This is a genomic window from Glycomyces sambucus (genome assembly GCF_900102815.1).
Taxonomy (GTDB): domain Bacteria; phylum Actinomycetota; class Actinomycetes; order Mycobacteriales; family Micromonosporaceae; genus Glycomyces; species Glycomyces sambucus.
On sequence record NZ_FNGF01000008.1, the window covers coordinates 57416 to 69732 of the forward strand.

The following is a 12317-nucleotide window of genomic DNA, read 5'->3' on the forward strand; positions in this document are numbered from 1 at the left end:
CGCGGCTACACCTCGATCTGCGAGCCCATGATGATGGTGCGCTCGCGCGGGAGCCGGAAGTGGTCGGCGGCGTCGGCGGTGATCCGGGAGGTGGCGATGAACAGGTGCTTGCGCCACATCGCCATCGTCGGCTGGTCGCCGGGGCGGAGCTGGATCGTGGAGAGGAAGTACGTCGCCTCGTCGACGTGGAGGCTCCCCTCGTGGCGGTCCCGGTCGAGCAGCGCGAGCGCGCGCGGCACGTCCTGGACCTCCATGTAGCCGAAGCGGATCTGCACGTAGACGATGCCGTCGTCGGCGAAGCCGAGGAAGTCCTCGGAGACGCGGTCCTCGTCGCCCACGCGCGGGACCGGCTTGGTCTCGATGGAGGCGATGACGATCTGCTTGTGGCGCACGTGGTTGTGCTCCATGTTCGCGCGCAGCGCGAGCGGGGTGGTGAGCTTGCCGCGGTTGAGGAACACGGCGGTGCCGGGCACGCACTTGGTCTTGGGGAGCTCGGCGCGGAGCTGCTTGACGCAGGCGCGCAGCGGGCCCTCGCGGCGTTCGCGCTCGGCGGTGACGACGCCGCGGCCCTTGCGCCACGTGACCATGACGGTGAACGCGGCGAGCCCGATGAGCAGCGGCAGCCACGCGCCGTGGACGAGCTTGGTGAAGTTCGCGGCCAGGAACAGCAGGTCGAAGCCGAGGAGGACGGCGCCGCCGGCGAGGACGAGCCACAGCGGCAGGTCCCAGCGGGACTTCGCGATGTACAGGAACAGGAGGGTCATGATCGCGATCGTCCCCATGACGGCCATGCCGTACGCGTACGCGAGCGCGTGGGAGGAGCGGAACGCGAACACGAGGGTGAGGACCGAGACCATGAGGAGCCAGTTGATCCAGGGGACGTAGATCTGGCCGTACTGCTCGGCGGAGGTGTGGGCGATGCGCAGGCGCGGCAGGTAGCCGAGGCGCGACGCCTGGGCGGCGACGGAGTAGGCGCCGGTGATGACGGCCTGGGCGGCGATGACGGTGGCGGCGGTGGCGAGGACGAGGAGCGGCAGCCGCGCCCAGCCGGGGGCGAGGAGGAAGAAGGGGCCGGAGACGGCGCTGCCGTCCTCCAGGACCATGGCGCCCTGGCCCATGTAGTTGAGCAGGCAGGCGGGGAAGACGAGGGCGAGCCACGCCTTGGTGATGGCGGGGCGGCCGAAGTGGCCCATGTCGGCGTAGAGCGCTTCGGCGCCGGTGACGCACAGGACGATCGCGGCGAGCGCGAAGAACGCGATGTGGAAGTGGCCGAACAGGAACTCGGCGGCGTAGACGGGGCTGAGGGCCTTGAGGATCTCGGGGTGGCCGCTGATCCCCCGGATCCCCAGGAGCGCGAGGACGCCGAACCAGGCGATCATGACCGGGCCGAAGGCGCGGCCGACGGCGGCGGTGCCTTTGCGCTGCACGACGAACAGGACCACGATGATGACGGCGGTGAGGGGGACGACGACGCCTTCGAGGCGGGGTTCGACGACGCCGATGCCCTCGACGGCGGAGAGCACGGAGATCGCGGGGGTGATCATCGAGTCGCCGAGGAACAGGGAGGCGCCGAAGATGCCGAGCGCGGCGAGGGTGAGGGCGGCCTTGCGTCCCCGCTGCTGCTTCCAGCGGTGGAGGAGGGTGATGAGGGCCATGATGCCGCCCTCGCCGTCGTTGTCGACGCGCATCGCGAGGAGGACGTAGGTGACGGTGACGATGACGACCATCGACCAGAACATCAGCGAGACCACGCCGTAGATGCTCGCCTCCGTGACGGGCACGGGGTGCGGGTCGGCGGGGTTGAACACGGTCTGGAGGGCGTAGATGGGGCTGGTGCCGATGTCGCCGAAGACGACGCCGAGGGCGCCGACGACGAGCGCGAGGCGGGTGGCGTGGCGGACGCCGTGCCCTGCGGGGGGCTCGGCGCCGGTCGCGAGTCCGGGCTGACTCGCACTGCCGGCGGCGGTCACTGCTGTCTCTCCTGTCCGAGCGGGCGGACCTGCGGGCGGGCACCCTCGGTCCGGTCCGACCGATGCACGATACCTCGCGCAGCGCCCTCGCCGACCTGGAGTGGCGGAGCGCTCACGCCTGGGCGGCGGGGGCCGTTGCCGCGGATCACAGCGCCGCGGACCGGACCGCCGGCCGCGAGCGGACCGCCGGAGCGCACCCTGAAGGCCGCCTTCACCTCTGGGTAAGGGCCCCCGGTTGCAACGCTAGCCTGGGGCACCTGAAGCGGAGCTGAAGCCGGTTGACAAAGTTTGGCGACACAACTTAGTCTTGGCCGTCCGCGCGCCACCACCGAGGGAGCCTCCTTGAGCCGTCCGACCGTGTCCGCCGCCGAGTACCCGATCGTCCCCGGATTCCACCCCGACCCCACCGTCTGCCGGGTCGGCGAGGACTACTACCTGGCCCACTCCAGCTTCGAGTACTTCCCCGGAGCGCCGGTCTTCCACAGCCGCGACCTCGTGTCGTGGACCCGCATCGGCAACATCCTCGACCGCCGCGGCCAGTTCCTGCGCGGCGACGGCCGCCCCTCCGGCGGCATCTACGGCTCGACCCTGCGCCACCACGACGGCCGGTTCTACTTCGTCACCACGAACGTCGGCGACGCCGGGTCGGGCCAGACCATCGTGTCGACCGAGGACCCCGCGGGCGTGTGGAGCGACCCGGTCTTCGTCCCCGAGGCGGTCGGCATCGACCCCGACCTCGCCTGGGACGAGGACGGCACCTGCTACCTCACCTGGACCGGCGCGGTCAACGGTGAGAACGGCGTCTGGCAGGGCCGCCTCGACATGAAGACCGGCACGTTCGAGGCCCCGCCGTACCTCGTGTGGCAGGGCACGGGCCTCGCGCACCCCGAAGCGCCGCACCTGTACCGGATCGGCGGACGCTGGTACCTGCTCCTCGCCGAGGGCGGCACCGAGCGCGGCCACGCGGTCACGATCGCGCGCGCCGACCGCCCCGAGGGCCCGTACGAGGCGTGCCCGCACAACCCCGTCCTCACGCACCGCTCCACCCCGCACCCGGTGCAGAACACCGGCCACGCCGACCTGGTCGAGACGGCCGACGGCGGCTGGGCCGCGGTCTACCTGGCGGTGCGCCCGGGCGGGTTCACGCCCTCGTTCCACGTGCTCGGCCGCGAGACGTTCCTGGCCGGGGTCGACTGGGTCGACGGCTGGCCCGTCGTCGACGAGAACCGCTACGAGTTCACCCCCGACGACACCGCCTTCGAGGACGACTTCACCGCGCCGTCCCTGGGGCCGCGCTGGGTCTCGCCGTCGAGCGAACCGGCGAAGATCGCCTCGCCGCGTCCGGAAGGCGGCCTGGACCTGCGGGAGCCGGGCGACGGCTCGCCGGGCCTGCTGTGCACCCGGGTCACGGACCTGCGCTGGGAGGCCGAGGCGGTCTTCTCCGGCTCGGGCCGGTTCGAGGTCCGCATCGACGACCGCCACCGCTACGGCCTGGTGTTCGCGGACGGCACCGTCCGCGCCGAGGCCCGCATCGGCGGCGTCCGGGCCGACCTCGGCGCGGCGGCGGTCGGGAGCGGCACGGCTGAAGGCAGCACGGTTGACGGCCATGCGATCGGGGGCGACGTGGTGCTGCGCCTCGCCGCGGTCGAATGCGAGGCCGAGACCATGACGGCCTACGGCCCCGACGACATCGTGCTCTCGGTGAACGGCACCGAACTCGCGCGCCTCGACGGCCGCTACCTCTCCACCGAGGTCGCGGCCGGGTTCACCGGCCGAATGCTCGGCGTCGGCGCGGCCGGAAGCGAACCCTCGGTCCTGCACCGGTTCCGGTACACGCCCGGCTAGACGGGCAGCGGAGGCCGACTGCGCGGCCCGAGACCCGGAGCGTTTCGGCACCGTTCTGCCGAACCCGGCCCGGGAGCGTTCCGCGACAGCGCACCCCGACAGCGCGAACCGGCCCGCGGACACCATCGGTGTCCGCGGGCCGTTCCACGCGGCGCGGGCCCGCCCTGCGGACGGGCCGGGCCGCTACGACTCCTGCTCCTGCTCCGTCAGGTCGCGGACCACGACCACCGGGCACGGGGCGTGCGAGACGCAGTACTGGCTGACCGAGCCGACGAGCGTCCCCACGAACCCGCCGTGCCCGCGCGAGCCGACGACCAGCAGCGACGCGCCTTCGGCGGCGTCGATGAGGACCCGGGCCGGATGCCCGGCGACGGTGTTCTGGAGGACCCGGACGCCCGGGTCGTTCACGGTGGCGAGTTCGACCGCGCGCGCCAGCGACTCCTTCGCGGCGGCCTCGAACTCCTCGCTGCTGGGGAGCGTCATCACCATGCCCGTGCCGTACGCGGCGGGCACCTCCCAGGCGTGCAGCGCTTCGAGGTCGGCGCCGGTGAGCGCCGCTTCGCGCAGGGCCCATTCGAGCGCCCGCAGGGACGCGGGCGAGCCGTCGACGCCGACGACGATGCGCTCCGGCTTGCTCTCCGAGACGTCCATGTCCGCTCCTTCCGTCAGGCCCCTCGTTGCGGGGGACCCATCGGATACCCCGCCCGGGCGTGTCCGAATCCGATCCCGGACGACGCCACAACCGCCCCACCCGGAGTGCTCCACCCGCGCCGCACCCCCCTTGCCGCACCTCACCTCACCTCTCTGCACCTCCACCCCACCTCCACCCCGCCCCGCGCCTCCACCCCACCGCCGCCATACCGCTCCCGAACCTCCACCGAACCTCCCGAGGGATCGGCGCGAATCGCGGCCCCGGCGCCCGGACCGGAGCTATATTCAGGCCCAGCGCCCGTCCGGACACCCGAGACCGCGGGCAGGACCTGCGAGGACGCCATGGCGCACGACTCCGCGGCCGAGGCCCGCCCCGCGGTGAAACTCGCGTTCTGGACCCTCACCTCCATGGTCGTCGGCTCCATGGTCGGCGCCGGCGTCTTCTCGCTCCCCTCCCGGTTCGCGCAGCAGACCGGCGTCGCGGGCGCGCTCATCTCGTGGGCCGTCGCCGGCACCGGCATGCTCATGCTCGCGTTCGTGTTCCAGCAGCTCGCGGTCCGCCGCCCCGACCTCGACGCGGGCGTCTACGCCTACGCGAAGGCCGGCTTCGGCGAGTACCCCGGCTTCTTCGCCGCGTTCGGCTACTGGGCCAGCGCCTGCGTCGGCAACGTGACCTACTGGGTCCTCATCATGTCCACGATCGGCGCGATCGCGCCCGCGCTCGGCGAGGGCGACACGGTCCTGGCGATCGCCCTCTCCTCGGCGGGCCTGTGGGGGTTCTTCCTCCTCATCAAGCGCGGCGTCAAGGAGGCGGCGGCGATCAACCGGATCGTCACGGTCGCCAAGCTCATCCCGATCGCGGTGTTCGTGATCCTCGCGCTGTTCCTCCTCGACCCGGCCGCGCTGGCCGCGAACTGGGGCGGCGATGACTACGCGGGTTCGCTGTTCAGCCAGGTCAAGGGCACGATGCTCGCCACGGTGTTCGTGTTCCTCGGGGTCGAGGGCGCGAGCGTCTACTCCCGGCACGCGAAGCGCCGCGAGGACGTCGGGCGGGCCACGGTCACGGGGTTCCTGTCGGTGTTCGCGGTGTTCGCGTCGGTCACGATCGTGTCCTACGGGATCATGCCGATGGACGAGATCGCGGAGCTGCGCCAGCCGTCGATGGCCGGGGTCCTGGAGCACGCGGTCGGCACGTGGGGCATGGTCTTCGTCAGCGTCGGCCTCATCGTCTCGGTGCTCGGCGCGTACCTGGCGTGGACGCTCATGGCGGCCGAGGTCCTGTTCGTGGCCGCGAAGGACAAGGACATGCCGCGGTTCCTCGCCCGGTCGACGGGCGAGGACGTGCCGGTGCCGGCGCTGGCGCTGTCGACGGCGCTGAGCCAGGTGTTCCTGGTGGTCACGTACTTCTCCGACGACGCGTTCACGTTCGCGCTCGACCTCACGAGCGCGCTGACGCTCATCCCGTTCCTGCTCGCGACCCTGTTCGCGGTGAAGGTGGCGACGGGCAGGGACCCGGAGGCGGCGGGCCGGGGCACGGGCGGCGCGGTGGTGATCGCGCTGCTCGCGGTGGTGTACACGGCGTTCCTACTGTTCGCGGCGGGCCTGAAGTTCGTGCTGGTGTCGTTCATCGTGTACGCGCCGGCGACGATCCTGTTCGTCATGACCCGCCGCGAGCAGGGCCGGCGCCTGTTCGGGCCCGGCGAGGCGGTGCTCCTGGCCGTCTCGGTCGCGGGCGCGGCGGCCGGGATCGTCGCGCTCGCACTGGACTGGATCGAACTGTGACCCTTGGAGGCACCGCAATGACCGCTGACTACGGCGTCCACTCCGAGGTGGGCCGGCTGCGCAAGGTCCTCGTCTGCCGGCCGGGCCTGGCCCACCGGCGGCTGACGCCCACGAACGCCGACGGGCTGCTCTTCGACGACGTCATGTGGGTCGAGAACGCGCAGCGCGACCACGCCGACTTCGTGGACGAGATGCGCGGCAGGGGCGTCGAGGTCGTGGAGCTGCACGAGCTGCTGGCGGCGACGATGGCCGACCCGGCGGCGCGGTCGTGGCTGCTGGACCGCAAGATCACCCCGAACGAGGTGGGCCTGGGCCTGGTGGACCCGACCCGGGAGTTCCTGGAGTCGCTGGGGCCCATGGACCTCGCGGAGTTCCTCATCGGCGGGATGTCGACCGCTGACCTGCCCGGGGACCTGCGGCCGCCTTATGTGGCGCTGGCGCGGGAGTCGACGGGCGCGCGCGAGTACCTGATGCCGCCGCTGCCGAACACGCTGTACACGCGGGACACGACCTGCTGGCTGTACGGGGGGCTGACGCTGAACCCGCTGTACTGGCCGGCGCGGCACGACGAGACGCTGCTGATGAAGGCGGTGTACACGTTCCACCCGGACTTCACGGGGTCGACGGTGTGGTGGGGCGACCCGGACGAGACCTGGGGGCAGGCGACGTTCGAGGGCGGCGACATCATGCCGGTGGGCGGCGGCGTGGTGCTCATGGGCATGAGCGAGCGCACCTCGCGGCAGGCGATCACGCAGGTCGCGCGGGCCCTGTTCGCGCGGGGCGCGGCCGAGCGGGTCGTGGTGGCGGGCATGCCGAAGCTGCGGGCGGCGATGCACCTGGACACGGTGTTCACGTTCGCCGACCGCGACGTGGTGACGCTGTACCCGAAGATCATGGACGCGGTGCACGCGTTCTCGCTGTACCCGGCCGACCGCGAGCCGGGCCTGGAGCTGGTCGACCACGGCTCGGCGGCGTTCACCGACGTGGTCGCGGAGGCCCTGGGGCTGCCGGGGCTGCGGGTGATCGAGACGGGCGGCGACGTGTACGCCTCCGAACGGCAGCAGTGGGACTCGGGGAACAACGCGGTCGCGCTGGAGCCGGGCGTGGTCATGACCTACGACCGGAACACGCAGACGAACACGCTGCTGCGCAAGGCCGGGATCGAGGTCGTCACGATCGTCGGCGCCGAACTCGGGCGCGGACGCGGCGGCGGCCACTGCATGACCTGCCCGATCGTCCGCGACCCGGTCGACTTCTGACAGGAGCGCGCCGCGCGACGTCGCGCCGGTCCCTCCGAAACGGGCCGGACCGTCCGGTCACATCCGCGCCCGCCCGTGCGTCATAAGGTCGTACACCTGAACGGGGAAGGGACCGGACATGACCGACGACCAGTGGCTCGCACGCCGATTCGAGGACGACCGACCGCGGTTGGTGGCGGTGGCGTTCCGGATGCTCGGGTCCTCGGGCGAGGCCGAGGACGCCGTCCAGGAGGCGTGGTTCCGCCTGGCCGCCAGCGACACCGAGCGGATCGTGAACCTCTCCGGGTGGCTGACGACCGTGGTGGGCCGGGTGTGCCTGGACCAGTTGCGGCGCCGCAAGTCCCGGGCCGAGCAGCCGATCCCCGAGACCGGGCCGGAGCCGACCGCGCTGCCGACCCTGGCCGGGGCGCCGGTCGACCCCGAGTCCGAGGCGGTCATGGCCGACTCGGTGGGGCTCGCGCTCCTGGTGGTGCTGGAGACCCTGGAGCCGGCCGAGCGGTTGGCGTTCGTGCTGCACGACATGTTCGGAGTGCCGTTCGACGAGATCGCCCAGATCGTCGACCGGACCCCCGCGGCGGCGAGGAAGCTCGCGAGCCGGGCCCGCGCCCGGGTGCGGGGGACGGGCGAGCCGGAGCACCGGGACACGGCGCGCCAGCGCGCGGTGGTCGAGGCGTTCATGTCGGCGGCGCGCGAAGGGGACTTCGACGCCCTGGTGTCGGTGCTCGACCCGGACGTGACCCTGCGGACCGACGCGGCCGGGGTCGGGACGATCCTGCGCGGCGCGGCGACGATCGCGGGCGGTGCGGTGACGTTCGCGGCCATGGCGACCCAGGCGCAGCTGGTGCTCGTGGACGGGCGGATCGGGACGGTCTCGTCGGTGCCGGGCCAGCCGCTGCCCACGCGGGTGCTGGTCTTCACGGTGGAGGACGGGCGGATCACGGCCTTGGAGGGGATCACGGACGCGGCCCGCATCCGCGGCATGGAGATGACGCTGCTCGACGTCTGAGGCGGCCCGCGCTCGCGGCGCCGACTCACCGGATCGTGCCGTCTCTCGATTTTCGATCGGTATCTATTGACTCTCGATAGATACCGATCGAGAATCGATGCATGAACGCATTCCTCATCCTGATGCTGCGGATGGCCCTCGCCGCCGCCTTCCTCGCCGGACTGTTCGGTCAGGTCATGGTCGTGCCGAACTCGCTCGCCGAGGACGTCACGAACGCCTACGGCCCCGAGATGGCCACCGCGCTCGTGCCCGCCGCCATCGCGGGCATCGCCTGCGTGCAGGTCGTGCTCGTCGCGACCTGGCGCCTGCTCGGCATGATCGACGGCGACGCGATCTTCAGCGAGCGGTCCTTCCGCTGGGTCGACGTCGTCGTCTGGGCCGCCCTCGCCGCCATGGTGATCGCCCTGCTCACCGCCGCCTACATCTTCGTGTTCGGGAGCGGCGCCGACGAGATGCGCCTCCTGGGCGACATCGGCGGGCTCGTGGTCTGCGCCGGCGGCGGTGCGGCCTTCGCGATGTTCACCCTCATCATGAAGGGCCTGCTGCGCAAGGCCACCGAGCTGCGGACCGAGATGGCCGGGGTCGTCTGATGGCCATCGCGGTCGACATCGACGTGCTCCTCGCCGAGCGCGGCATGTCCGTGGGCGAGTTCGCCGAGGCCGTGGGGATCAGCCCCGCGAACGTCGCGGTCCTCAAGAACGGCCGCGCGAAGGCGGTCCGGTTCTCCACCCTCGAAGCGATCTGCCGCGTCCTCCAGTGCCAGCCCGGCGACGTGCTCCGCTGGGTCCCCGACGGGGAATGAGCACGTGACTGCGGGCACAGGCCAACGGCGGCACCGGGGTTCCGGTGCCGCCGCCTCGTGCGTCTAGTGCCCGAACTCGTCGGAGTCCGCCGCCGCGCCCTCGCCGCGGTCGAGCGCCGACAGCAGCTCGACGTCGGCCGGCTCCAGTTCGAAGCCGAACACGTCCAGGTTCTGCTCCAGTCGCGCCGGGTCGCTCGACTTCACCGCCACCGCCAGGCCCAGCTCCAGGTGCCAGCGGAGCACGATCTGCCCCGGCGTCCTCCCGTACTTCTCGGCCAGGCTGACCACGACCGGGTCCTTGCGGACCTCGCCGCCCGCGCCGCCGATCGGGGACCACGACTGCGTGACGATGCCCTTCTCGGCGTCGTACGCGCGCGAGGCGTCACGGGTCGTGTACGGGCTCAACTGGATCTGGTTGACGTCGGGCACGACCCCGGTGGCGTCGATGATCCGGTCGAGGTGCGCTGGCTTGAAGTTCGAGGTGCCGATCGCCTTGACGCGCCCGGTCTCCAGCAGCCGTGCCAGGCCCTGCCACGCCTCGGTGTACTTGCCGTGCTGCGGGTTCGGCCAGTGGATGAGCAGCAGGTCGAGGTAGTCGAGGCCGAGCAGGTCGAGGCGGCGCTCGGCGGCCTCGGCGGCGAGGTCGACCCCGTGCCACTCCTTGTTGAACTTGCTGGTGACGAACAGTTCCTCGCGGGCGACCCCGGACGCCTTGACGCCCAGGCCGACGCCGCGCTCGTTGCGGTAGTTCTCGGCGGTGTCCACGAGCCGGTAGCCCAGGCCGATCGCCTCGGCGATGACCCGCTCGGCCTCGGCGTCGTCCATCGGCCACGTGCCCAGGCCCAGGCGCGGCATGTCGGCGCCGTGGACGAGCCGGACGGTCGGTGCGGTGGGAGCCATCAGTGCCTCTTTCCTCGGATGCGGTTCGGCGTCTACGCTACCCCCACCCCGAATATGGGACGCCTTTGTACCGATGCAAAAGAATCTTTGTACCGGCATATATCTTCACGTCATGGGAACTGAAGAGAACGCCGTGCTGCGCGTGCCCCCGGCCTCCCCCGCCGACGCGCTCGCCCACTTCACCGGCCTGCTGGCCTTCAGCACCGACGTCTCCGACGTCCATGCCGCCGCCGGGCTCGACGACCCCGGGTTCACCCTGGTCGACACCCGCGGCGCCGCCGCCTGGTCCCAGGGCCGCGTCCCCGGCGCCGTGCACCTGCCGACCGACGAGATCGCCGCCCGCGCCGCCGAAGCCGCCGACCCGAACCGGCCCGTCGTCGTCTACTGCTGGGGTCCGGGCTGCAACGGCGCGTACCGCGCCGCGGTCGCGTTCGCGACCCTCGGCTACCGGGTGAAGTACATGATGGGCGGCTTCGAGTACTGGGTCCGCGAGGGCCTGCCGGTCGCCACCGACGCCGGCGTCGAACGCGGCCGCCCCGACCCCCTCACCGCACCGTCGAGCGGCGTCTCCTGCGACTGCTGACGCGCGACTCGGTGATTCCGGAGTTCGACGTCGAGGTGCTCGCGGTCTGAATCCGCCCGGGGCGGGCGCGCGGGCGTGCCGCCGCCGAGGACAGGCGCGGGGGCCGGCTGTCGCGACCGGCCCCCGCTCCCGCTCTGGGGTCGACGAGGACTAGAAACCGCCTTCGAGGGTGCCGGTTCCGCCGTCCTCGTCCGTGGCGGTGACCGTGAACGAGTCGTCGGCGCCGCTGCGCGGACCCCCGTTGGGGTCGAACTGGCCCGCGAGCGTGTACTCGTTCCCGGCGGGGACGACCGCGCCGTCCTTCAGAGTCCAGCGCAGGACCGTGTAGCCGTCCTCGCTGGTCACGACCGCCTCCTGGAAGAGGTTGTCGTCGGTGGTCCAGGTGTCGGAGACCACGAGGCCGCCGCCCTCGGCGACCCGCAGCTCCACCGTGAGGCCGGTGAGCGCGCGCTCGCTCCTGAACTTGACGACCGACTGCGAGAAGTAGTCGGTGTTGTTCGCGTCGATCGAGCCCTGCGCGGTGAGCCAGTCGGGGGCCTCGGGCTCGCCGCCGGTCTCCTCGCTGCTGGTCTGCCCGTCCGGGCTGCTGCCGGTCTCGGAGGGCCCTTCGGAGGTGGTCGTCTCGCCGCCGGTGTCCTCCTCGGTGCCGCTCGGCGACTCGGACTGGGTGCCGGGGCCGCCCGCGGGCGGGGCCGGGTCGGGGTCGGCCGAGGGCCCGAGGCCGAGGCCCTGCCCGAAGAGGACCACGCCGCCGATGAGCACGAGGGCCGCGCCGGTGGCGAGGGCCAGGTGCGGGACGAGGCGGCGGCGCTCGGCGGGGGCCGCGGCCCCGCGTGGCGCGCGCATCCCCTCGGCGACCCGCGACCACATGCGGTCCGCGTCGGGGTCGAACTCCTCGGCGGTGACCCGGAGCCGGTCGGGCAGTTCGTCGTTCACGGCCCCACCCCGTTCCTGATCGCGGCCCGCGCGGGGCCCTCGCCGGGCTCCCCGAGGAGGCGCCGCAGTTCGGCGAGGCCCTTCGAGGTCTGGCTCTTGACGGTGCCGACGGAGATGCCGAGGGCGTCGGCGGTCTCGCGCTCGGACAGTTCGAGGGAGTGGCGCAGGACCACGCAGGCGCGGCGGCGCAGGGGCAGGCGGTCGAGGGCCGCGCGCACGTCGAGGACGGCGGCGGTGTCGGGACCCTCCACGGCGGCGTCGGGCCGCTGCCAGAAGAGGGTGTTGCGGCGGCGCTCGCGCACGGCGGCGCGGATGCGGGCCTTGGCGAGGTTGGCGACGATGCCGCGCGCGTACGCGATCTGCGAGCGGGCCCGCCGGGCCTGGTCCCACTGGCGCCACACCGCGAGCATGGCGTCCGCGGCGATGTCCTCCGCCGCGGTGCGCTCGCCGATGAGCATCCACGCGAAGCGCGCGAGCTCGGCATGGTGCCGCTCGAAGAAGGCGCGGAAGGCGTCTTCGTCCAGCTTGGCGGGGACGTCCAACGGGGGCCTTCCGGTCGCGTTGCGGGGAGGCGATTCTAGCA

Annotated in this window: 12 protein-coding genes; 7 read left to right on the forward strand and 5 right to left on the reverse strand. The window is 72.4% G+C overall.

The genetic code is table 11. The features are described from left to right. Window positions 1-5 precede the first annotated feature (5 nt). Entirely contained in the window at window positions 6-1970 is a 1965-nt protein-coding gene (locus tag BLS99_RS22105) for a potassium transporter Kup (RefSeq protein WP_091053904.1), read from the reverse strand. 342 nt (window positions 1971-2312) lie between these two features. Here BLS99_RS22105 and BLS99_RS22110 point away from each other — a divergent pair, with 342 nt between their 5' ends. Next, on the forward strand, window positions 2313-3815 hold the full coding sequence (locus BLS99_RS22110) for a glycoside hydrolase family 43 protein (protein WP_218126791.1): 1503 nt from the start codon (window positions 2313-2315) through the stop codon (window positions 3813-3815). 183 nt (window positions 3816-3998) lie between these two features. Here BLS99_RS22110 and BLS99_RS22115 read toward each other — a convergent pair whose 3' ends face one another. Next, a complete protein-coding gene (locus BLS99_RS22115) occupies window positions 3999-4466 on the reverse strand; it encodes a universal stress protein (protein ID WP_091053906.1) in 468 nt (155 codons plus the stop codon). Between the two features lie 342 nt (window positions 4467-4808). On the opposite strand from BLS99_RS22115, the gene BLS99_RS22120 reads away from it, so the two are divergent. The 5 genes from BLS99_RS22120 to BLS99_RS22140 all read left to right on the forward strand — a co-directional run bounded on the left by BLS99_RS22120 (window position 4809) and on the right by BLS99_RS22140 (window position 9315). Then, complete coding sequence (locus BLS99_RS22120) at window positions 4809-6248, forward strand: basic amino acid/polyamine antiporter (RefSeq protein WP_091053907.1); 1440 nt, start codon at window positions 4809-4811, stop codon at window positions 6246-6248. Window positions 6249-6265: 17 nt separating this feature from the next. Next, a complete protein-coding gene (locus BLS99_RS22125) occupies window positions 6266-7507 on the forward strand; it encodes an arginine deiminase (protein WP_176953480.1) in 1242 nt (413 codons plus the stop codon). Window positions 7508-7625: 118 nt separating this feature from the next. Continuing rightward, window positions 7626-8513 carry a sigma-70 family RNA polymerase sigma factor gene (locus BLS99_RS22130; RefSeq protein ID WP_091053909.1) on the forward strand — a complete coding sequence of 296 codons (888 nt, stop codon included), beginning with the start codon at window positions 7626-7628 and terminating at the stop codon, window positions 8511-8513. A 101-nt stretch (window positions 8514-8614) separates the two neighbouring features. Continuing rightward, window positions 8615-9103: a DUF2975 domain-containing protein gene (locus BLS99_RS22135; RefSeq protein WP_091053910.1), complete on the forward strand. Its 489-nt coding sequence runs from the start codon at window positions 8615-8617 to the stop codon at window positions 9101-9103. Beyond that, entirely contained in the window at window positions 9103-9315 is a 213-nt protein-coding gene (locus BLS99_RS22140; RefSeq protein WP_091053911.1) for a helix-turn-helix domain-containing protein, read from the forward strand. Before BLS99_RS22135 ends, BLS99_RS22140 begins: the two co-directional genes overlap by 1 nt. A 63-nt stretch (window positions 9316-9378) precedes the next feature. Here BLS99_RS22140 and BLS99_RS22145 read toward each other — a convergent pair whose 3' ends face one another. Further along, the gene (locus BLS99_RS22145; RefSeq protein WP_091053912.1) at window positions 9379-10215 is read right to left on the reverse strand and encodes an aldo/keto reductase; all 837 of its coding nucleotides are present in this window, start codon (window positions 10213-10215) and stop codon (window positions 9379-9381) included. Between the two features lie 112 nt (window positions 10216-10327). Between BLS99_RS22145 and BLS99_RS22150 the strand changes: the two genes are divergently transcribed. Continuing rightward, on the forward strand, window positions 10328-10798 hold the full coding sequence (locus BLS99_RS22150; protein WP_176953481.1) for a rhodanese-like domain-containing protein: 471 nt from the start codon (window positions 10328-10330) through the stop codon (window positions 10796-10798). Between the two features lie 150 nt (window positions 10799-10948). Here the strand turns inward: BLS99_RS22150 and BLS99_RS22155 are convergent, their stop codons facing one another. Both BLS99_RS22155 and BLS99_RS22160 read right to left on the reverse strand, forming a co-directional pair. Beyond that, window positions 10949-11734, reverse strand: coding sequence for a hypothetical protein (locus BLS99_RS22155; protein WP_091053914.1), 786 nt, complete (start codon window positions 11732-11734; stop codon window positions 10949-10951). Continuing rightward, on the reverse strand, window positions 11731-12276 hold the full coding sequence (locus tag BLS99_RS22160; protein WP_218126792.1) for a SigE family RNA polymerase sigma factor: 546 nt from the start codon (window positions 12274-12276) through the stop codon (window positions 11731-11733). Before BLS99_RS22160 ends, BLS99_RS22155 begins: the two co-directional genes overlap by 4 nt. Window positions 12277-12317 lie beyond the last annotated feature (41 nt).